The sequence below is a fragment of the Alphaproteobacteria bacterium PA2 genome (assembly GCA_002256425.1).
Classification (GTDB): domain Bacteria; phylum Pseudomonadota; class Alphaproteobacteria; order Caulobacterales; family Caulobacteraceae; genus Phenylobacterium.
In genome coordinates, this window is record NKIZ01000001.1 from 2,860,642 (window position 1) to 2,881,127 (window position 20,486).

The 20,486-nt window shown below is 65.1% G+C and carries 18 protein-coding genes; 7 read left to right on the plus strand and 11 right to left on the minus strand.

The window, feature by feature from the left end:
• Nucleotides 1-3: 3 nt before the first annotated feature.
• From CFE28_13760 to CFE28_13805, 10 genes are all read right to left on the minus strand, one after another.
• A complete protein-coding gene (locus CFE28_13760) occupies nt 4-450 on the minus strand; it encodes a cytochrome c-type biogenesis protein CcmH (protein ID OYU70965.1) in 447 nt (148 codons plus the stop codon).
• On the minus strand, nt 447-2,420 hold the full coding sequence (locus CFE28_13765) for a heme lyase NrfEFG subunit NrfE (GenBank protein OYU71717.1): 1,974 nt from the start codon (nt 2,418-2,420) through the stop codon (nt 447-449). The genes CFE28_13760 and CFE28_13765 overlap by 4 nt, the downstream gene beginning before the upstream one ends.
• Nucleotides 2,417-2,902, minus strand: coding sequence for a cytochrome c biogenesis protein CcmE (locus CFE28_13770; GenBank protein ID OYU70966.1), 486 nt, complete (start codon nt 2,900-2,902; stop codon nt 2,417-2,419). Before CFE28_13770 ends, CFE28_13765 begins: the two co-directional genes overlap by 4 nt.
• Nucleotides 2,899-3,990, minus strand: coding sequence for a c-type cytochrome biogenesis protein CcmI (gene ccmI, locus CFE28_13775; protein OYU70967.1), 1,092 nt, complete (start codon nt 3,988-3,990; stop codon nt 2,899-2,901). The genes CFE28_13770 and ccmI overlap by 4 nt, the downstream gene beginning before the upstream one ends.
• 43 nt (nt 3,991-4,033) lie before the next feature.
• Nucleotides 4,034-5,404, minus strand: a complete 1,371-nt coding sequence (locus CFE28_13780) for a hypothetical protein (protein ID OYU70968.1) — start codon at nt 5,402-5,404, stop codon at nt 4,034-4,036.
• A gap of 107 nt (nt 5,405-5,511) precedes the next feature.
• Nucleotides 5,512-6,801 (minus strand): sensor histidine kinase, encoded by a 1,290-nt coding sequence (locus CFE28_13785; GenBank protein ID OYU71718.1) that lies wholly within the window; start codon nt 6,799-6,801, stop codon nt 5,512-5,514.
• 95 nt (nt 6,802-6,896) lie between these two features.
• Nucleotides 6,897-7,589 carry a DNA-binding response regulator gene (locus tag CFE28_13790; GenBank protein OYU70969.1) on the minus strand — a complete coding sequence of 231 codons (693 nt, stop codon included), beginning with the start codon at nt 7,587-7,589 and terminating at the stop codon, nt 6,897-6,899.
• A gap of 10 nt (nt 7,590-7,599) precedes the next feature.
• Nucleotides 7,600-7,932 (minus strand): hypothetical protein, encoded by a 333-nt coding sequence (locus tag CFE28_13795; GenBank protein ID OYU70970.1) that lies wholly within the window; start codon nt 7,930-7,932, stop codon nt 7,600-7,602.
• A gap of 83 nt (nt 7,933-8,015) precedes the next feature.
• Entirely contained in the window at nt 8,016-8,909 is an 894-nt protein-coding gene (locus CFE28_13800; protein ID OYU70971.1) for a molecular chaperone DnaJ, read from the minus strand.
• A 94-nt stretch (nt 8,910-9,003) separates the two neighbouring features.
• The gene (locus CFE28_13805) at nt 9,004-9,465 is read right to left on the minus strand and encodes a hypothetical protein (protein ID OYU70972.1); all 462 of its coding nucleotides are present in this window, start codon (nt 9,463-9,465) and stop codon (nt 9,004-9,006) included.
• 55 nt (nt 9,466-9,520) lie between these two features.
• On the opposite strand from CFE28_13805, the gene CFE28_13810 reads away from it, so the two are divergent.
• The 7 genes from CFE28_13810 to CFE28_13840 all read left to right on the plus strand — a co-directional run bounded on the left by CFE28_13810 (nt 9,521) and on the right by CFE28_13840 (nt 18,968).
• The gene (locus CFE28_13810) at nt 9,521-11,737 is read left to right on the plus strand and encodes a penicillin-binding protein (protein OYU70973.1); all 2,217 of its coding nucleotides are present in this window, start codon (nt 9,521-9,523) and stop codon (nt 11,735-11,737) included.
• A 48-nt stretch (nt 11,738-11,785) separates the two neighbouring features.
• Nucleotides 11,786-13,579: an elongation factor 3 gene (locus CFE28_13815; protein OYU70974.1), complete on the plus strand. Its 1,794-nt coding sequence runs from the start codon at nt 11,786-11,788 to the stop codon at nt 13,577-13,579.
• Between the two features lie 537 nt (nt 13,580-14,116).
• Nucleotides 14,117-15,121, plus strand: coding sequence for a nitrate ABC transporter substrate-binding protein (locus CFE28_13820; protein ID OYU70975.1), 1,005 nt, complete (start codon nt 14,117-14,119; stop codon nt 15,119-15,121).
• A 12-nt stretch (nt 15,122-15,133) separates the two neighbouring features.
• Nucleotides 15,134-15,883 (plus strand): ABC transporter ATP-binding protein, encoded by a 750-nt coding sequence (locus CFE28_13825; protein OYU70976.1) that lies wholly within the window; start codon nt 15,134-15,136, stop codon nt 15,881-15,883.
• Nucleotides 15,880-16,647 (plus strand): ABC transporter permease, encoded by a 768-nt coding sequence (locus tag CFE28_13830; protein ID OYU70977.1) that lies wholly within the window; start codon nt 15,880-15,882, stop codon nt 16,645-16,647. The genes CFE28_13825 and CFE28_13830 overlap by 4 nt, the downstream gene beginning before the upstream one ends.
• A gap of 36 nt (nt 16,648-16,683) precedes the next feature.
• Complete coding sequence (locus tag CFE28_13835) at nt 16,684-17,862, plus strand: hypothetical protein (GenBank protein OYU70978.1); 1,179 nt, start codon at nt 16,684-16,686, stop codon at nt 17,860-17,862.
• Between the two features lie 5 nt (nt 17,863-17,867).
• Entirely contained in the window at nt 17,868-18,968 is a 1,101-nt protein-coding gene (locus tag CFE28_13840; protein OYU70979.1) for a hypothetical protein, read from the plus strand.
• Here CFE28_13840 and CFE28_13845 read toward each other — a convergent pair whose 3' ends face one another.
• Nucleotides 18,969-20,354 carry a hypothetical protein gene (locus tag CFE28_13845; GenBank protein OYU71719.1) on the minus strand — a complete coding sequence of 462 codons (1,386 nt, stop codon included), beginning with the start codon at nt 20,352-20,354 and terminating at the stop codon, nt 18,969-18,971.
• Nucleotides 20,355-20,486 lie beyond the last annotated feature (132 nt).

A 20,486-nucleotide genomic window follows, 5' to 3' on the forward strand; every position in this document is an offset into this window, starting at 1 on the left:
ATGTCATTGCGCCTGATCCTGCGACAATCGTGCAATTCTTTCAGCCTCTTCGGTCGTGAGTGCGGGCTCCACCGCAGGCCTGCGTAGGGTGAAAAGAAACAAGCCCAGACCCAGCAGCACCACCCCGGCCGGGGCGCCCCAAAGCACGGCGTTTCCCAGAGAAAAGGTCGGCTTGAGAAGCACGAACTCGCCGTATCGCGAGACGAGATAGGCCTTCACTTCGGCGTCCGTCCGACCCGCCTTTATTTCATCGCGGACCAGCTTTCGCAGATCCCCGGCCAGATCCGCCGTCGAATCGTCGATGGACTCGTTCTGGCAGACCAGACACCGCACCTCGCGGAACACCGCCCGGGCCCTGGCTTCCTGGGCAGGATCAGATAACCGCTCACGAGGGTCCGCCGCCGCCGCCAGGCTGAGGACGGCGGCAAGTATGACGATCACCCGCTTCATGCGGCTTCGCCCGAGCGTTTGCCGACACCCAGCCGGAGACGACGATCAGACAGGGACAGCAGCCCTCCCAGGGCCATGACGACAGGCCCCAGGAAAATCAGCAGGGCGAGGGGATTCCAGTAGGCCCGCACCAGCCAGACAGGGGCGCCAGGGCCCGTCCGACGCTCCCCGAGGACCACATAGAGGTGGCTCATGCCACGGGTGCAGATGGCGACCTCTGAGGTGGTCTGACCACCAGCCGGGTAGAAGCGCCGCTCCGGCATGGGCCGGCAGATTTCCACCCCGGACTTCCGCGCCGTGATGAGGCCCCGTTCGGCGTCGAAATTGGGACCATCAACAGCCACTATGCGATCCAGGGTCAGCTCATAGGCGCCAACCTGGATTCGACCGCCCTGGGGTAGGGTTTCGGCGGCCTCAATCCGCCAGCCGGTTTCAAAGCAGGCGCCGATGACAAAAATGCCAAGGCCCACATGGGCCAGGGTCATCCCCCAGCTGCCCCGCGGCAGACCGGTCAGGCGACGCCAGGTTTCGGCCGCCGAAACCTTCAGCAAACGGGTGCGCTCGGCCACTTCGACCAGAGCGCCGGCGATCAGCCAGCCGCCCAGGCCCAGGCCTGCGCTCGCCAGAGCCTTGTGCGGACTGACAAGGGCAAAGACCAGCAGGCCAAGACAGCCGGCTGCCACGGCGGCGACGATGAGCCGCTGATAGACCCCCCTGGCGTCACCCCGCTTCCAGGACAGCAGGGGCCCGGCTGGCAGGAGGATCATCAGCGCCACCATCAGGGGCGTGAAGGTCAGGTTGAAGAATGGTGGTCCGACTGAAATCGGTTCCCCGGTCGCCGCCTCCCGGATGAGCGGATAGAGCGTGCCCATCAGCACGGTCATGGTCGCCGCCGCCAACAGGATATTGTTCAGGACCAGGGCGCTCTCGCGGCTGATGGGGGCGAAGACACCCCCCGGCGCCAGAACCGGCGCCCGCCAGGCGAACAGGCTGAAGGCGGAGCCCGCCGTAACCGCCAGAATGCCCAGCAGCAGGGCGCCCCGGGTGGGATCGACGGCGAAGGCATGGACAGAGGTGAGCACGCCGGACCGCACGAGGAAGGCGCCGAGCATGGAAAAGGTGAAGGCCGCGATCGCCAGGAACACGGTCCATCCGGAAAGGGCGCCTCGCTTTTCCGTCACGATGGCCGAGTGCAGGAGGGCCGTGGCGATCAGCCAGGGCATGAAGGAGGCGTTCTCCACCGGATCCCAGAACCACCAGCCGCCCCAGCCCAGCTCGTAATAGGCCCAGAAGGCGCCCATCATGATGCCCATGGTCAGCATGCTCCAGGCCGCCAGGGTCCAGGGCCGCACCCAGCGCGCCCAGGCCGCATCAACCCGACCCTCGATCAGGGCGGCGACGGCGAAGGAGAAGACCACCGACATGCCAACATAGCCGGCATAGAGAAACGGCGGATGGACGGCCAGGGCCGGGTCCTGCAGCAGGGGATTGAGCGATCGGCCTTCGACGGGCGCCTGGTAAAGTCTCACAAAGGGATTTGAGGCCAGAACGGTATAGGCCAGAAAGACGCTGCCCAGGGCGCCCTGGGTCATCACGGTCAGGGCTTTCAGACCCTTGGGCAGATCGCGACCAAGGCCGGCAACAGCCGATCCGAATCCCGTCAAGGCCAGACACCACAGCAGCATGGAGCCTTCATGGCTGCCCCAGGTTCCGGCGATCTTGTAGATCAGCGGCTTTTCCGTGTGGGAGTTGGCGGCGACATTGGCGACGGAAAAGTCGGACGTGATGAAGGCGTGCATGAGGGCCGCAAAGGCCAGGGCCACCGCCAGGAAGGCCGCCAGGGCGGAGCCTTCTCCGGCCCCGGCCAGCAGGGCCGAACGTCGCCAGCGCCCCACTGCCGAAAAGCCAGCCTGGGCCAGGGACAGACACAGGGCGAGGACCAGGGCAAAGCTGCCGAATTCAACGATCATCTGGGCGAACCATAGGTCGGGGATTGGCCGTCGCCGCGCCATTCGCCCTGCTTCTTCAGGGCCGTGGTGAGCTCCTTGGGCATATAGCGCTCGTCATGTTTGGCCAGGACCTGCTTGGCCTCGAACACGCCGTCTGCGCGGAAGTGACCCGTAGCGACGATCCCCTGCCCCTCCCGGAAAAGGTCGGGCAGATCGCCCTGGAAGACGATGCGATCCGACATGGTCTGGTCGCTGACCACAAACTCCACCTGACCATCGCTGTGCTTGAGCACGCTGCCGGCCTTGACCAGTCCGCCAAGCTGCACTGAACGCCCGGGAGGTGGATTTGCCGCCTCGGCCTGGGAGGGCGTGTAGAAATAGGAAATCGAATCCGACAGGCCCCAGAGGGTCAGGCCAACCGCCATGACCAGCACGGGAGCCACGGCTGCGACTATGATCAACCGCCGACGTGCTTTCGGGGACTTGGGCAGCCAGCCGCTCACTTCATGGCCTCCGTTTTTGACGCAGCATCCAGCTGGGACATGATGTCAGCCCGGCCACGATAACGCGCCTGGGCCTGAGCCAGGGCCGCGTCGCGCGCCTTCACATCGCCGAGTACGGAATAGGACCTGACCAGGCGCACCCAGCCATCGGGATCGTCCGGATTGGCCTTCAGCTTGTCGGCCAGGCTGGCCACCATGGAGCGGATCATGCCCATCTGGTCGCCGCCCACGGCAGGCGCCTCAGGCGAAGGCGCAGGACGTGGAGCCAGGGCTTCCCGGATGGCTTGCTGGACATCCTGACGTCTGGGATCGCCCGAGGGCAGGTCTGCCTCAATGGCGCGGAGGGCGGCGACCGCGCCATCCCTGTCACCGGCCTGATCCCTGGCGCGGGCCAGGTGGAACCTGGCGACCATGGCCTTGGGGTCGCGCTTGATGGCCTCCTGGAAAGCGTTCTGCGCGGCCTCGGACTCCTGGCCATCGGCCTGGATCACGAGGACTTCACCCAGCATTTCCCAAAGATCCGCCCTTTGGGGCGCCAGGGTGATCGCCTTGCGCAGGGCCCGGGCGGCGCCCGACGGATTTTGCGACTGGGTTTCTGCAAGGGCCAGGTAACGGAGACCTTCAGGGTCAGGCCGCTGCGCCGTGACCTGGCGCAGGATCACAACCATTTCCGGCGCCGTCAGCTGGCCTGGATCGGTCGCCCGCCACTTTGCGATCCGCGCGAACATGGGCTGGTCCTGGAGGCTCGACGAACCGACCAGCAGATAGAGCGCCAGAGCTGACGCGCCGACCACAGCCACCACCCCGGCTACCCAGGGCCTTTCGGTGGTTGCAGAACTCCAGACTGCGGCCTGATGGTCAGCAGCGCCCAGTAGGCGCCGCCCGGCCTCGGCCTTGGCCGTCGCATGCTCATCCGGATCGAGAAGTCCGTTGTCCGCCAGGGCGTCCAGCTCGCCAAGCTGACGGCGATAGACATCCAGCGTCGGGTCGCCCGACCCGCCGTTTGACGCAGCGCCTGCTGCGCGGAGCAGAATAACTATGGCTGCGGCGGCGGAGAGTGCGCCCGCGGCCACCCAGAGGGTGATCATGCCCTGGGTTTAGCGGGTTTAGGCGTCGCGCGCGAGGGGGCGATCAGCCATATTTGGCATGATCCCGACGTTCATTGTCTGTGGCGGCGACAATGCGCCGACGCACGAGGTCAGCGCTGACAGAGTCCCTGACCAGTTCCAGGAATTCGGCCGCATAAGTCAGATGGGTCACGGCGAGATCGAAGTCTTCGACTTCATGATCGCGCATCAAAGCCAGACCGTCTTCCGCATAGCGGTCCAGCACCTCGGCGGCGGACTCGCAGATCTTGGTCCTGGCGGCGGCGAAGCCCCCAAGGTTCGCGCTGGCCCGGATCGCCTCCATGAAGGTGAGCAGGGTTCTGGCGTTGTTGATGTCTTCCGCCTTTGCCGGGACCGTCATGCGGGGCACCTTGCGGCTGGCATGGGCGCCCCGGACCGTATGGTAAGGCAGGGCCGCGCCGATCAGGGCCTCGGTCTTGCGCATGCGCGTCTCGACCGCCGCAGCGAGGGTCTGCTTCTGCTTCTGGACCCTGGCGCCCCAGCCGCTGTCGCGGGTGAATTCAATGCCGGCTTCAAGTTCGGAGATCTGACGCGCCACCAGCTTGACGAGGCCGGCAGCGTTCCTGGCTTCTTCCGGGGTCTTGGTGTGATCGAAACGGCCGATCTGCGCCAGATTCACGTCGATCAGGTCCATGACCCGGGTCGGGAAGGATGAGAGCTCGGAATCCCCGAGATAGCGCTGACTTGGCCGATCCATGACCAGGCTGATCAAACGGATGATCATCCAGGGTTCTTCCATGCTGGACGCCAGCATTTCAAACAGCAGGGGGCCATTGTCTTCGGAAATCGCCGTAGCGTCCCTGTAGGTCACCCGCAGGGCGGCGGCCCGTTCCTCGTTGGGACGTGCAACCCAGTCGGCCAGACGATAGGTCGCATCCCGAACCAGGGGCGCCAGGGCAAGACACCTGCAGAAGGTCTCGCCAAGTTTCGGATTGACCTCGTTGAGACTGCCCGCGGCAGCCACATAGGCATTGGAACTTCCATCCCGCAAACCTTCGAGCACGCGCCGCAGGAGGCCGTTCAGAGGGCCGGTCCGGGTTTCTGCGGTGGCCCCTTCCAGCAATCTCTCGACCATGGAGACCTGGTCCGGTGCTTCTTCCTTCAGCGCTTTCCAGATGAGCGGCAGGGCAGAGCGCGGAAAGACCAGGCGATCCTTGACCCTGGCCGGGTCGTCGAACATGCGGAGCACAGGTGAGAAGACCGTGTCGCGGAAACGCCTGTCCATCATCTCGTGGGACACCAGATTCCGGACTTCCGACAGGGCAGCATCATTGGCGCCCGCAAGGGCGGAGTGCAGGCCCCCGACCACGCTGTCTGGCGATGACGCCATCAGCATGCGTACGATCTCGATTTTGCGGTCAGACAGACCGGACATTCGATGCTCCAGGCGCAGTACTGCGTACTAACTGGGCATTGTTACACGACCGAGGGTTAAGGCTATCCAAAGATGAATTGCGGTTTTCCCTTACCCATCAATGGGTTTCAGGACTGAGCGCGCGGCAGCCTCAAGGTCACAAGCAGGCCGCCCAGGCGCGACTGGCCAAGGCTGAGACCGCCACCATATGAACGCGCCAATTCGTCAATGATATTGAGACCCAGACCGGATCCGGGTGCGGATTCATCCAGCCGGGCGCCCCGGGGCAGCACAGCCGACATCTGATCTTTCGTCAGCCCGGGACCATCGTCTTCAACGGTCAGGGTCATCTGCTCTTCAGAGTCGGCAATGCTCCGCACGCGAACCCTTGAATGTCCCCACTTGCAGGCGTTTTCCATGGCGTTCCCCGCCAGTTCCAGCAGGTCCTGTCGCTCGCCCAGAAAGAACAGGTCCTCATCGGCGTCCCAGTCGATCGCCATGGGCTTTGAGGCATGAATCCGTCCCAGGGTCCGTGAGAGCTCATCCAGGACCTCAGCGACGGAAGTCCGCTCGCCAAGTCCCTGGGTGCGGGCGGCGGCCCTGGCGCGGCGCAGGTGGTGATCGACCTGACGCCTCATGGCCTCGGCCTGCCGCGTGACCACGCCCGCCAGGTCGCCAGGCTGCTGCTCAGCCTCGGTCAGCATGACGGAGAGCGGAGTCTTCAGGGCGTGGGCCAGGTTGCCGACGTGGGTGCGCTGCCGCTCGACCACTTCCTGGTTGTGCGCCATCAGGGCGTTCAGTTCCGCGGCAAGTGGCGTCAGCTCTGTGGGGTAAGCGCCGACAATATGATCGGACTTGCCGCGCCGCACTTCTGCAATCTCCCGACGCAGGGCGAAGAGCGGATTGAGGCCCACGCGCACCTGGATGACGACAGCCGCCACCAGGCCCGCGCCCAGCAGGAGCAGGACAGCCGCCGTGGCGGTGGTGAAACTGCGGATATCCCGGTTGAGTCCCGTACGGTCCTCACCGGCCATGAAGATCAGGGGCGCGGCGCTCCCCGGAAGCTTAACCTGCGACGCCAGCGCCCTGACCGGTTCGGACATCGGCCCCCGCGTGTCATAGCTGACCGCCTGCCCCGGATTTGCCGCGAGACGCTGGACCAGATCCGGCGGGCCTTTCAGTTCGGAGTCCCAGAGGGACCTGGACCTGACCAGAATACGAAGACCCTTGTCGGGTGTCGGACGTGCGATCTGCCAGTATTTTCCGGAATAGGCCCTGAGGGCGCGCAGGTCCGTGAGCGCTGGCGCCGCGATCCCGCCATCAGCCCTGGGGGTGGATCCCGCCACCAGATTGTCGATCAGTTCCGCCAGACCCTGATCAAACCGCCTCAGGGCCGCCTGCTGGAACAGCAGGGCCATGACAAGGGCCGAGACCAACAGCACGGCAAGCGACCAGCCTGCCGCCAGAAAGATCAGGCGGCGGACAAGGGATGGCCGACGGAAGAGCTCGAACCTCACGCTTCGCCCGCGGCGTCCTTGAGTTCGCTGGCCGGCGCCGTCAGGCGATAGCCCAGGCCGCGCACTGTATCGATCCGGTCAGATCCGATCTTCTTGCGAACCCGGCCGATGAAGACTTCGATCGTATTGGAGTCCCGGTCGAAGTCCTGATCGTAGAGATGCTCGACCAGCTCGGTCCGGCTGATGACCCTGCCGTGGTGCATCATCAGATAGTGCAGCAGGCGATATTCCAGCGAAGTCAGTCGCAGGGGTTCGCCATTGACGCTGGCCCGGGCGGCCCGGGGATCAAGGCGCAGGCCGCCGACGGCAAGACTGGGTGCGGCATGGCCGGCCGACCGGCGCAGCAGGGCGCGAAGGCGGGCCAGAAGCTCTTCGGTATGGAAGGGCTTGGTCAGGTAATCGTCCGCTCCGGCGTCAAACCCGGCGACCTTTTCGCTCCAGGCGCCGCGGGCCGTCAGGATCAGGACAGGGGTCGATACATTGCCGCGGCGCCAGCGCTCCAGAACCGAGACACCGTCCACCCTGGGCAGGCCCAGGTCCAGGATCACGGCGTCATAGGGCTCGGTCTCGCCAAGGAACTGGGCTTCTTCGCCATCGGTGGCGTGATCGACAGCATAGCCTGCATCAGCAAGTGCGGCCTTGAGCTGCCGCGACAGGTCTTTGTCGTCTTCGACGAGGAGAATTCGCATGTCGGAGTCCCTAGCCGCCCTGACGGCCGATGATCTGGCCGGACTGGGCGTCGACGATGAAGATGATCACCCGGTTGTCCGGGGTCTGCCACTGAACGAAATAGGCGGCGCGACCGTTCACGTCGCCCAGGGTCGTGTTCAGCTGCCGCCCGGGCGTGCGGGCGGAGATCTGGGCGATGACGGCGGCCAGAGGCACATGGCGCCCGCCGCGGACGGCGTCCAGGGCGCGGTCCTGCTCGCCGGCGCCGAAGGATGGCCGGTCAAATCCGCGATAGCCCTGCGCTGTCGCCGGGACCGGGGTCACGGCGAGCAGCAGAACGGCAATGGCGAAAAGTCGCGTCATGCAATCTGTCCTAGGCCTCCGTGACTGAACCCAGCCTGAATGACTGATTTATTTCAGCCTAGTCCCATTCTGTCACTTTCCGCCTAACGCTTGCGGGGAGTGTAGGGCCTCTTGGTCCGCCATTTCTCGGCAAAGGCGATCAGTTCGTCGTCCGGGGTTTCCGGTAGGACCAGCACCAGCCGGGCGATCAGATCGCCCCGCTTTCCGTTGGGATCAGACAGCCCCTTGCCTTTGAGCCTCAGGGCCTGACCGGAATTTGCGCCCTTGGGAACTGTCATGGTCACGGCGCCGTCCGGCGTTGGCGCCTGGACCTTGCCCCCCAGTATGGCGTCCGGAACCGACACAGGCAGGTCCATGACCAGAACCTCGCCCTCGCGGCGATAGGTCGCGTGCGGGCGAATGATCAGTTCGATAATGGCGTCCCCCGGCCCCGCACGGCCAGGCGACCCCTGCCCCTTGAGGCGCAGGGACTGACCGTCTTCCGCGCCCCGGGGGATGGTCATGTCGATGGTGCGGCCATCGGAAAAGGATATGCGCTTCTTGCCGCCATGAATGGCGTCTTCCAGATCGATCTCGACCTTGGCCCGGACATCGGAGCCCTTGGGGGCGAAGCCGCCGCCGCCGCCGCCGCGTCCACGCCCCAGTATGTCGCCAAACAGGTCGCTCAGATCGACGCCGTCGAAGGCTGCGCCCCTCTGTCCGCCGCCGAAGGGCGAGCCCCCCGGCTGGCCGCCAAATCCCCGGAAGGATTCCCGGCCATCGGCGTCGATCTCGCCAGCGTCGAACTTCCGGCGCTTTTCCACATCGCCCAGGATGTCGAAGGCGGCGCTCACCTGCTTGAATTTTTCCTCAGCCGCCTTGTTCCCGGGATTGGTGTCGGGGTGGTGCTGTTTGGCGAGCTTGTGGAACGCCTTGCGGATCTCGGCGGCCGAGGCGCCGCGGGAAACGCCAAGCTCCAGATAGGGGTCACGCGCCAAGGAAGTGTTTCTCCGTCATCAGCCTGTCAGCTTCCACTTATGCAGTATAATCGGTGGCGCAAGGGCGAATGTTGCAAAAATACAACATTTCGGGTCAGCGACCGCGTTCTTCCAGCAGATCCGGCGCCAGGTGCTCCAGGGCGTCTTCCTCGCCATCCAGGTCGGCTTCACTGATGGTCTCGCCCCGAACAGAGACCCCCGCCCGGTGGACGCTTTCGGGGTCACCGCTGATCAAGGGATGCCAGTCCGCCAGACCCCGCCCCTCATTTATCCTGCGATAGGCGCAGGACAGGGGCATCCAGGCCAGGGTCCGGACGTTCTGCGGGGTCAGCTTGATGCAATCGGGCACGTGAGCCTTGCGATTGGCATAATCGGAACAGTGGCAGGCTTCGGAATCAAACAGGCGGCAATGCACCCTCGCCGGAACGATTTCACCGGTATCTTCGTCCTCGAAGCGGATCAGACAGCAAAGCCCGCACCCATCGCACAGGCTTTCCCATTCCCGATCAGACATCTGATCTAGACGTTTTGTTTCCCAATAGGGTCGTATGGCCATCTCCTCTATGGTTTAGCGCAAATTCACCCTGTCCGTCCCGCCCTGCTTTTCGAATATGACTGAAGATCCCGATCAGCCCCCGAAACGATCGACGGATGCCTCGCAAGGCTCCGGCGAGGGCGCGGCTGATGGGCAGGTCGGACCAGCCGAAACCTATCGCGCCGACCTGCCAAAACCCGGCAGGCCCAGGCGGCCAAGGCCGCCCCCCCGCAAGCCAGGGGAACCCAGGCCCCGGCCCAGATGGGGCTGGAAGTTCTGGCTGATCTCCATTGTCCTTGGGGTCTTTCTGGCTGGCCTGTCAGCCCTGTTCAGCGGATATGCCTTCGTCCAGGAGCACTATCTCCAGGACGTGCCCGAGACGCCGGCCAAGGAGCAGCTGGATGTCATCAACCGTGCGCCTGCCATCAGATTTTTCGACAGATCGGGAACCCTGATCGCCTCGCGGGGACCAAAATACGGCGACCGCATGCGGCTGGGCCAACTGCCCGCCTATGTGCCGCAGGCCTTCATGGCGGCGGAAGACCGGCGGTTCTACCAGCATGGCGCCCTGGACTATGTCGGCATAGCCCGGGCTGTGGTGGTGAACTATCAGGCCGGCCGGATCGTGCAGGGCGGCTCGACCCTGACCCAGCAGCTGGCCAAGAGCCTGTTCCTGACGCCTGACCAGACCCTGAAGCGCAAGGTGCAGGAGGCTGTGGTCGCCCGACGCCTGGCCCGGATGCTGACCAAGGACGAGCTGCTGGAGCTCTACCTGAACCGCACCTATTTCGGGGCCAACACCTTCGGCATTGATGCGGCTTCAAGGACCTATTTCGGCAAGCCGGCCAGCAAGCTGACCCTGGCGGAGTCCGCCCTTCTGGCGGCCCTGCCAAAGGCGCCCACCCGCATGGCCCTGACCCACAACATGGCTGGCGCCCTGCAGCGCCAGAGGCTGATCCTGAACACCATGGTGGAAGAAGGCTGGATCACGCCACAGGAACAGGCCGCCGCCCTGGCAAATCCGCCAAAGCTGTCGGACCAGGAAGCCGCCATTGACGGGGTCATGGGCTATGCCCTGGACTACGCCACCAATGAAGTCCTGAAGCTGGCGCCCGCCAACAGCCCCGACCTGATGGTGCGCCTGACCATAGACACCTCCCTTCAGCAGGCCGGGTCTGAATCCCTGCGGCAGGTCATACGGGGAGATGGCGCAAAGGCCGGCGCGAGCCAGGGCGCCCTTCTGGCCCTTTCCCCCGAGGGGGCGATCCGCGTCATGGTCGGCGGGGTCGACTATAACCAGAGTGTCTTCAACCGGGCGGTCCAGGCCAGGCGCCAGCCCGGCTCAAGCTTCAAACCCATCATCTACGCCGCCGCGCTGGAAAAAGGGGTTTTGCCAACTGACACGGTGATCGACGGCCCCATCCGCTTTGGCGACTGGGCGCCCAGGAACTATGGCGGCGGCTATCGCGGCGCCGTCACCGTAGAGACCGCACTTGCCCAATCCATCAACACGGTGGCGGTGAAGCTGGCCCAGCAGGTTGGCGGCCCGGCCATAAGCCAGATCGCGGCGCGCTTCGGATTTACCGGCATTCCGGCCAATCCGGACCTTTCGGTCGCCCTTGGCGCTTATGAGGCGCCGCTGATCGAGATGGTTTCAGCCTTTCAGGTCTTCCAGAACCAGGGTCAGTCCCTCCGCCCCTATATTGTGGATGAGATCCAGACCAATTCGGGCGAACAGCTCTATCTGCACCAGACCGCATCACCCCTGCCCGTCTATGACATTGTCCATACCAGCATGATGGTTCGGATGATGGAGAAGGTGGTCACCAGCGGCACCGGAACCCGGGCCGCCTTCGGCCGGCCGGCAGCGGGCAAGACCGGCACCAGCCAGAACTGGCGCGACGCCTGGTTCGTCGGCTTCACCCCCGACTACGTCGCCGGGGTCTGGGTCGGCAATGACGACAATTCGCCCATGAACAAGGTCACGGGCGGCGTGGTTTCGGCCGAGATCTGGCGCCGTTTCATGATTACGGCCCACACGGACCTCCCGAGCCGGGATTTTGACTGGCTCATCGCCGACCCCACCCTTCCGCCCGAAGAGGTCGAGATTCCGGAGGTCGAACCCGAACCTGAAGTCCGTCACAGTGATCCGCGGGGCGCCTTCTACGACGACCTGTCCAGCGACTTCGGCTCGGCGCAGGGTGAGCAGCCGCGTCCCGAAGACCTACCCTATGACCAACCCTATGTGGATGAGCGGCCCCGTCCTTATGAGCCGCCGCCTGAACCCTATTGAGCGAATAGGGTTGGATGCCGCCGCCGGGCCGGGTATGTCGGGCGCCACATGAGACCTCCCATCCTCGCCCTCAAGGCCGTCCGCCTCGCCGACGGCCCGAAAATGCTGTTCGACGGCGTGGAGATCGGCCTCGAGAGCCGTGTTCGCGCCTGCCTGGTCGGGCGCAATGGCGCCGGCAAGACCACCCTGCTGAAGGTTCTGGCCGGAGAAATTGAGCCCGATGACGGCGAGCGGGTGGTGACGCCCGGCACCCGGGTGGCCTTTGTTCCCCAGGAACCGATCATCACAGGCGAGACGGTCCTCGACTACGCCACGGCGGGCGGCGCCCAGGACTATGAGGCCGAAGCCATGCTCGACCTCTTCGCCATTCCGCCATCAAGGTCTGCCCAGGGTCTGTCGGGCGGCGAGATCCGCCGGGTGGCCCTGGCCCGCGCCCTGGCCGAGGATCCGGACGTCCTGTTGCTGGACGAGCCGACCAACCACCTGGACATCCTGGCCATCGAGACCCTCGAAGCCGAGCTGACCAGGTCCAAGGCCGCCATCCTGATTGTCAGCCACGACCGCGCCTTCCTGGAGCGCACCACCGGTCGCTGTTTCTGGCTGGAACATCGCAAGGTCCGTGCACTGGACCGCGACTTCTCGGCCTTCGACGACTGGGTGGAAAAGATCCTCGCCGGTGAGGCCGAAGAGACCCGCCGCCTCGACAAGCAGCTGGAGCGCGAAGAGCATTGGCTGCAAAGGGGTGTCACTGGACGCCGGGCGCGAAATGAGGGCCGCCGACGCGCCCTGCTGGACCTGCGCAAGGTCCGCGCCGAGCGCCAGAAGGAAGTCCGCGGCGACATGAATATCGGCCTGGCCAGTTCAGGCCTGTCCGGCAAGCGGGTTGTCGAGGTCAAGGACCTGGCCAAGAGCTTCGGCGACCGCGTCCTGCTCAAGGGATTTTCCACCCGCATACTGCGCGGCGACCGGGTGGCGATTGTCGGCCCGAACGGCGCGGGCAAGACCACACTGGTCAAACTGCTGCTGGGGGATCTGACCCCGGATTCCGGGACGGTCCAGCTGGGGGCCAATCTCGACATCGCCTATATCGACCAGTCCCGTATCGCCCTGAAGCCGGACATGATGCTTCGCGATGTCCTGACCCCGCTGGGCGGCGATCAGGTCATGGTGCGTGGTCAGCCCCGGCATGTGAACGCCTACGCCAAGGACTTCTTGTTCACCGAGTCCCAAATCCGCCAGCCGGTGAAGAGCCTGTCGGGCGGTGAGCGCAACCGACTGCTGCTGGCCCGCGCCCTGGCGACGCCGGCCAATCTTCTGGTCCTGGACGAGCCCACCAACGACCTGGACATGGACACCCTCGACCTGCTCGAGGACGTCCTGGCCGATTATGAGGGCACCCTGCTGCTGGTCAGTCACGACCGGGACTTCATTGACCGGCTGGCCACCTCGACCATCGCCCTGAGCGGCCGGGGCGAAGTTGCGGAGACCCCCGGCGGCTGGCAGGATTTCCTGTCGCAGAACCCCGACTTCTTCAAGGCCAAGGGTCCCCGGTCCGAACCGACGCGGGCTCCGCCTCCCAAGGCGCCGCCGCCAAAGGCCGCCAAGCTGTCCTACAAGGACCAGAGGCGACTGCAGGAACTGGACGCCCTGCTGGCGGACCTGCCCAAGAAGATTGCTGATCTCGAAGTCCAGCTTGCCGCGCCAAACCTTTACACCGCCAAGCCGGACCGCTTCGCCGCCCTGACCCGCGATCTGGAAACTGCCCAGTCAGCCCTGGCCGCCGCAGAAGAGGAATGGCTGATGCGGGAAGAGCAGAAAGAGGCCCTTGAAAAAGGGGCCTAGAGGCCGTATCCGAGCGCCGAAAAGGCAGGAACCGCCAAATCAGTGAATTATTCAATAGACTGATTTTAATGAATTAATCGGATAATCCACCGGTTAGTCACAGGCTTTTCCACCGTATCCGGACGATCTGTCCACACCCCCCTCCAAACGACCTGTTGCGCAAAATCCGGATCGGCGTGAACCTCACCTTGTCGAGAGGGACAACGGCGCGGGCCAGACGGGAAACCGGAGGGAAAAGCGGGTTGGAGGCTCCCGGAACGGAAGGCGAAGGGGAAACCCGGAGCCGGAAACGACCGGAGGCACCGGGAAGACGGGGAAGCGCGGGGAAACCTGCGAAGACCTGACGATCGACCTTACGGCGCAGATCCCCCAACGGATCTGAGAGAGGGCGACGGCACGGGAAACCGTAGCGTCGCCCTCTTGCTATGTGGGACATGCCTCGACCTTGGCGATATTTCTCCAGGCCCATGCAAAACTGCTTCCCTCCCTTTGGGTTAGGGCACTAGAGATTCCTTCGACTCTGCGAGGGACTCCCCCATGACCTTCATACGCACCCTGACCCTTGCGGCCCTGACAGCCCTGGTCTGCGCCTGCTCGCCCGCCCAGAAGTCGGCGACGCCAGCAGCCCAGACCCAGATCCGCTTCGCCACAGACTGGCGGGCCCAGGCTGAACAGGGCGGCTTCTATCAGGCGGTTGCGACGGGCGAGTACTCCAGGCGAGGTCTGGATGTGCGGATCGTCCAGGGCGGCCCCGGGGTGAATGTCCCGCAGCTTCTGGCGGCCGGCGCCGTCGAGGCGGGCATGGGCTCGAACAGCTTCATCGCGCTGAACATGGCCAATGAGGGCGTTCCGGTCCGCGCCGTGGCGGCCATGATGCAGAAGGACCCCCAGGTCCTGATCGCCCACCCCGATCAGGGCATTGAAAAGATCGAGGACCTCAAGGGGCATCCGATCCTGCTGTCGGACGCCTCGGTCAGCGCCTTCTGGGTCTGGCTCAAGTCCAAGTACGGCTTTGCGGACAGCCAGGTCCGCAAATACACCTTCAATTCGGCGCCCTTCCTGGCCGACAAGTCCGTGGCCCAGCAGGGCTATCTGACCAGCGAGCCCTACACCCTGGAAAAGGAAGCCAGGCTCAAGGCCAAGGTCTTCCTTCTGGCCGATAATGGCTATCCCAGCTACGCCACCATGATCCTGTTCCCGCAGAGCCGGATCGACCAGAATCCGGAGGCGGTGAAGGCCTTTGTCGAGGCCTCGGCGGCGGGCTGGAAATCCTACCTCTATGGGGACGCCAAACCCGGCGACGCCCTGATCCTCAAGGACAATCCGGAAATGACCCAGGATATCCTGGACCAGGCCCGGGACAAGATGCGCACCTATGGCATTGTCGACGGCGGCGACGCCAAGGCGGGCGGAATCGGCGTCATGACCGACGCCCGCTGGGCAGAGTTTGCGAAGATGTCGGTGGAACAGGGCGTCTATCCCAGGACCCTCGATGTCTCGAAGGCCTATACGCTCCAGTTCATCGCGCCTCCGGCAAAATAGGCGCACGCGGACATGGCCCCCATTGTCGCCCTGGATCAGGTCGAGGTCGACTATCCCGGTCGGGGCCGGGCTCTCGGCCCGTTCAGCTTCACTGTCGCGCCCGGAGAGATCGTCGCCCTGGTAGGTCCCTCCGGCAGCGGCAAGTCCACCGCCCTGCGACTTCTGGCGGGCCTTGAGGGCCCCACCCGCGGCGTTCTGAGCCGCGACCTCGGGCGTGGCGAGACCAGCGTGGTCTTCCAGGCGCCGACCCTTGCCCCCTGGCTCAGCGCCCAGGCCAATGTCGCCCTGCCCCTCGAACTGTCAGGTGTTCCCAAGGCTGAGGCCTTCGCCCGCGCCGGGGCCGCCCTTGACCGGGTGGGCCTTGCAGGCGCCTGGGCGGCGCGCCCGGCCCAGCTTTCGGGCGGCATGGCCATGCGGGTTTCACTGGCCCGCGCCCTCGCCACAGGCCCGAAGCTGCTGCTGCTGGACGAGCCCTTTGCAGCCCTGGACGAAATCACCCGCCGGACCCTGGCTGATGATGTGCTGACCCTCTGGTCCCAGTCGCGTCCAGCGATCGTCTTCGTAACCCACAGTGTCGAGGAGGCCGCCTACATGGCCGCCCGCGTGGTGGTCCTTACCCGGGGCCCCGGCCGGATCGCCGGCGAAATCGCCATTCCCGGAGACCTGCCCCGGCCTGCCGCCTTCCGCGCCACCGCTGGCTTCAGGCAGGCGGCTGAAGACATTTCCGCCTGCCTGGCCAAGGGTTCGGAGGCGACCGCATGAACCGCCTCGCCAACGCCCTGGCCCCCCTGGTCCTGCTCGGCCTGTTGCTGGCCATCTGGGAAGTCTCCTGCCGCGTCCTGAACGTGCCGGCCTATTTCCTGCCGACCCCCTCCGCTGTCGCCCTGGCCATCGCCCAGGACGCGCCAAGCCTCATCGCGGCGGCCTGGAACACCCTCTCCGTGGCCCTTCTGGCCCTTGTTCTGGCCAGCCTTCTGGCCCAGGCGGTGGCGATCATCATCGCGCTGAATCCCCTCCTGGAACGGGCCGTCCGTCCCCTGGCTTCAGTGCTGCAGGTGACGCCTGTTGTCGCCATCGCGCCCCTTGTGCTGATCTGGGCGGGCATTGACCATCCCGAGAGGGCGGTGATCGCCCTGGCCGTTCTGGTGGCCTTCTTCCCCATCTTCTCCGGGGCTGTCACAGGTCTGCATGCCGCGGATCCGGATCTTGAGAGGCTGTTTGATCTCTACCAGGCCGGCCAGATCCAGAGGGTTTTGAGGCTGAGGCTCCCTTCAGCGGTCCCCTTCCTCCTGGAGGGTCACAAGGTCGGAGCGGGGCTGGCCATCATAGGCGCTGTGGTGGCCGAGTTCTCCGCTGGTTCAGGCGGCATTCGCGGTCTGGCCTGGCGAATTCTGGACGCGGGGAACAAGCTGCAGACCGCACGCATGCTGGCGGCCCTGGTCGTACTTGGATTGATGGGCGTAGTGCTGCACGCCGCCCTGGACCGCCTGGAAAAGTCCGGCCTCAAGTGGTGGCGGGGCCGTTAGGCGCCGGTTAAGCGATTATGCTTACTAAATCACAGCATGAAGCCTCATGCCCTTGTCCTTGCCCTGTCCGCCATATCGGCTGCTTCGGCCACGGCCCAGACCATGGGCGACCGATACGGCTATGATCGCAATGCCTATGTCCCGCCATCAGCCTATGGCGCACCCTATGCTTCCCAGCAGGCGCAGCCTGCTGTCGGACGCACCCTGAACTGGTCCAACAAGTCGGCCTATGGCGCTCCGGCGCCAGCCTATGACAACCGTTACCAGCAGCAGAACTACAGTCCGGTCCAGTCCATGCCTGGCCAGTACACCCCAGGACAGTACGCGCCTGAGCAGTACGCGGCTCCGGCCCGGGACTATGGACAGGCGCCCTACGCACAGCCTCAACCCCTCCCGACGCCCCAGAGGCAGGCCTACGCTCCCCAGTACGCCCAGCCAGAGCGTCAGGCGCCGCCGTCCTACAGCCAGTCTGAAGTCAGTGGGCCTTATCAGCCCCAGACGCCCTATTACGACCGGACTCCGCCATCCCAGGCGCCCCAGCGGCAGGCCATGGCGCCACAGTATTCACAACCCTATGAGCCACCGCCCCAGCAGGCGCCCCGCTATGGGCAGCCTCAAAGGCAGGTCCAGCCGACCTACATTCCGCAGCCTCAGTATTCCGAGCCTCAGTCGCCTCAGCGCCAGGCTTCTGCGCCTCAGTATGATCAGGCTCGACCGACCTACACCCAGCCGCCGCCCTACACTGAACCGCAGACGCCCCGGTTTGAGCCAACCACCTACATCCCGCCAAGCCGCGGCCCGACGACCTACATTCCCGTTGAGCGCCCTGCCATGATCCGCTCTGCGGCGCCCGAGCGGAATGGCGCGCAGATCGAGATGTCCTCAGAATTGTCTGGCGGTCCTCCCCAGCCTCTTCGTGCTGCGCCCGAACAGACGCAGGCGCGGCCCATGGCGGCCCAGGTGACCCGCATCCCTGCCGGGCGGCCCGCCGCCCAGCCCGCACCGCCCATGCAGGTGGCCCAGGCCCAACTGCCTGAGCAGAAGAGCCAGGTTCACTATTATTCCCTGCACAGAGCCTATGGCCTGACCCCGGACACCATTCCCGCTCCTGACCCCAACCAGAAAATGGTGTTGATCGGGCCCGGAGATTCCGGACAGGCGTCAAAGGACGGCTCCGGCAAGGATGATGACTCCGCCAGCGAAAAGCCCTTCTGAGCCCCATGGAATCGACCAGCAAACTTCAAGATCTGATCGCCCTCGCCGGGGAATCCTCCAGCGAACGCCGGCGTGAGCTGCTGCGCGGCGTCACCGATCTCTTCTTCACCAGCGAAGACGAGGCTGGCCCTGCCGCCCTGCCGCTTTTTGACGACGTCCTGAGCCAGCTGGCCGGTGAGATGGAAGTCGCCGTCCGGGCTGAGCTGGCCGAGCGCATGTCACGGGTTGAGGGCCCTCCCCATCGCCTGATCCGCAAACTGGCGTCTGATGAGTCACTGGAAGTGGCTGGGCCGGTTCTGCAGAACTCGCCCGCCCTGACCGAAACAGACCTCCTCGATGTGGCCCGGATTGCCGGCCAGGGTCACCTGCAGGCCATTTCCCGGCGGGCCGAGGTCTCCGAAGTCCTGTCCGATGTGATTGTCGCGCGAGGCGATGACACGACCCTGGGAACCCTGGTGTCCAATCCCGGCGCCCAGATGTCGCGGCAAGCCCAGGAGATCGTGGTCGATCGCGCCCTGGCCAATCCAGACCTTCACTCGGCTGTGGTCAGTCGCAAGACCTTGCCGCCTGACCTGCTGAACGAAATGTACTTCGTGGTCGAGGCGAACCTTCGCGCCAAGATCATGGAGCGGAACTCCTCCATGGATCCTGCGGCGCTGGATGCAGCCCTGGCCCGGGGGCGTGAAAAGGTGGCTACCCGCGACGGCGCCCTGCCGCCGGACTATGAAGGCGCAGACAAGGCCATCAAGGCCCTGCTCGCACGGGGCCCGATCGGTCCCTCTACCCTGGCTGGATTTCTCCGCAACCAGGAGACCACCAAGTTCCTCCTGGCCCTGGCGGCCTCGGCCAGCATCGACTTCGGGACCGCCCGCCGCATTCTGGAAAAGCGCGAGCTGGACGCCCTGTCGATCGTCTGCAAGGCGGCCGGTTTTGACCGCTCACTGTTCCTGACCTTCGCCATCCTGATCCTGGACAAGGAAGACAACGCCATGGGCAAGGCCCGTTCCTATGGCGAACTCTATGAAGCCCTGCCCAAGGAAACCGCCGAACGCACCATCCGCTTCTGGCGCATGCGCCGGCAGAACGGCGACGTCCTGGCCGCCTGATCAGGTCCTGGAAGGATTGGCCCTTGCCCGGGCTGAGTTGGACAGCCGCTCAAGGGCGTCGGAAGCTATGACGCTCAGCGACCGGAGTCCCTGCTCGGAGAAGACATCCAGAGCCGCAGACAGGGCCGTTGCGGCCGCAGCGCGTTCGCCCTTGTCCACCCCGGTAATGTCCATCCGGGCTTCATACAGGCGGGCGAGATTGACCTGCAGCAGGGCCCAGGCCGTGGGATTGCGGCCTGCGGCAAAGCCCAACAATTCCATGCGGAAGGCCGCCTCGGCGGCGTCCAGCACGGTCAGATCGCCTGACAGCTCGGCCGAGCGTGAGAGGCAGACCGCGCGGTTCGAGGTTGCAAAGGCCCCCAAGGCCAGGGCCGGCACGGTCTTGAAGACGGTGTTGGCGCGATCGTAGCAGGTAACGGCCTGCTCGAAGGCCTGCTCGCTCGCCGTCGCCTCTCCAAGGGCTTGCAGGGCCTGAGCCAGGGCGGTCTGGATCCGCGCCCAGTCCATGGGGCTCTGATCCTTCGAGAATTCCTTCAGCAGACCGGAGAGCAGGTTGACCCCGTCCAGCAGGCTTTCAGCCTGGCCGGTCATTTCCCCCAGGAGGACAAGAGCCTGGCCCTTCAGCGAGGTCGCCCGGGCGTGGGTGACCGGCTCGTACTCCGCCTGAAGGACATCCAGGGCCAACTCAGCTTCGGTAAGGGCGTCCTGGAGGAGACCCTGATCGACCAGTCGTGCGCCCCACCCCAGCAGGAGTTCAGTCCGCACCATCCGGGCTTCGACGGCCAGAACCCGGGCGGCGCGCACCCGACGGGTCTGGGCGTTCAGCTCTGCAATGGGCTGGACAAAGCGGGCCGCTGCAATCCGCGCAGATTGGGCATCCTTGGGCGCCGGCCGCGTCAGGGCGTCCACAGCCAGAAGTCCGATGTCGGACAGGGCGCGGGCCAGGCCGCCACGGGTGGCCTGCGCGGCCTCACGGAAGGCGATTTCGGCGGCGGCGTTCAGGCCTTCATCACCGTAGAGTTCTGCACCGAGCATGGCGCAATAGGCCTGCTCGCAGCGGGCGCGGGCCCAGCCATCAGGCCGGCGACGACGATCGAAGAGTTCCGCAGCGCCTTCGGCAGTGGCGGCGGCCTTGCGCAGGGCGACGGCGTCGCCACTGCGACGGGCGACTTCGCGCCAGGCGATGGCGGCTTCAAGTTTCCGCTGGGCGCGGTCCTTGGCGCTGATACGGCCAGCTGCCACATCGCAGGAGCGGGCTTCATTGTGGAGCAGGCGCAGGTCCAGCAGTTCGAGCAGGGACTGATCACCGCCCGTCAGGCCGTCACGGTGGGCACTGAAGGTGTCCACACCAAAGAAACGCCGAAGCTCGCGACCAAACTCAAACATCATCATCCACTCCGATGGCCCGGCCAGCGTCTCATCTCGGGACGCTGTCGACGGGTTCAGACTGGAACTAGCAAAGCGCCTGCCGAGACGCTTAACAAGTGGTTAACTGCTTGATTATGGTTAACGAATTAC

What these genes read in the sequence shown, in the direction of transcription:
- CFE28_13765 (OYU71717.1), bottom strand. Translation starts at nt 2,420, where the DNA reads ATGATCGTTGAATTCGGCAGCTTTGCCCTGGTCCTCGCCCTGTGTCTG.
- CFE28_13760 (OYU70965.1), bottom strand. Translation starts at nt 450, where the DNA reads ATGAAGCGGGTGATCGTCATACTTGCCGCCGTCCTCAGCCTGGCGGCG.
- CFE28_13780 (OYU70968.1), bottom strand. Translation starts at nt 5,404, where the DNA reads ATGTCCGGTCTGTCTGACCGCAAAATCGAGATCGTACGCATGCTGATG.
- CFE28_13815 (OYU70974.1), top strand. Translation starts at nt 11,786, where the DNA reads ATGAGACCTCCCATCCTCGCCCTCAAGGCCGTCCGCCTCGCCGACGGC.
- CFE28_13825 (OYU70976.1), top strand. Translation starts at nt 15,134, where the DNA reads ATGGCCCCCATTGTCGCCCTGGATCAGGTCGAGGTCGACTATCCCGGT.
- CFE28_13795 (OYU70970.1), bottom strand. Translation starts at nt 7,932, where the DNA reads ATGACGCGACTTTTCGCCATTGCCGTTCTGCTGCTCGCCGTGACCCCG.
- CFE28_13790 (OYU70969.1), bottom strand. Translation starts at nt 7,589, where the DNA reads ATGCGAATTCTCCTCGTCGAAGACGACAAAGACCTGTCGCGGCAGCTC.
- CFE28_13785 (OYU71718.1), bottom strand. Translation starts at nt 6,801, where the DNA reads ATGGCCCTGCTGTTCCAGCAGGCGGCCCTGAGGCGGTTTGATCAGGGT.
- CFE28_13820 (OYU70975.1), top strand. Translation starts at nt 14,117, where the DNA reads ATGACCTTCATACGCACCCTGACCCTTGCGGCCCTGACAGCCCTGGTC.
- CFE28_13845 (OYU71719.1), bottom strand. Translation starts at nt 20,354, where the DNA reads ATGTTTGAGTTTGGTCGCGAGCTTCGGCGTTTCTTTGGTGTGGACACC.
- CFE28_13830 (OYU70977.1), top strand. Translation starts at nt 15,880, where the DNA reads ATGAACCGCCTCGCCAACGCCCTGGCCCCCCTGGTCCTGCTCGGCCTG.
- CFE28_13840 (OYU70979.1), top strand. Translation starts at nt 17,868, where the DNA reads ATGGAATCGACCAGCAAACTTCAAGATCTGATCGCCCTCGCCGGGGAA.
- CFE28_13835 (OYU70978.1), top strand. Translation starts at nt 16,684, where the DNA reads ATGAAGCCTCATGCCCTTGTCCTTGCCCTGTCCGCCATATCGGCTGCT.
- CFE28_13810 (OYU70973.1), top strand. Translation starts at nt 9,521, where the DNA reads ATGACTGAAGATCCCGATCAGCCCCCGAAACGATCGACGGATGCCTCG.
- CFE28_13805 (OYU70972.1), bottom strand. Translation starts at nt 9,465, where the DNA reads ATGGCCATACGACCCTATTGGGAAACAAAACGTCTAGATCAGATGTCT.
- ccmI (OYU70967.1), bottom strand. Translation starts at nt 3,990, where the DNA reads ATGATCACCCTCTGGGTGGCCGCGGGCGCACTCTCCGCCGCCGCAGCC.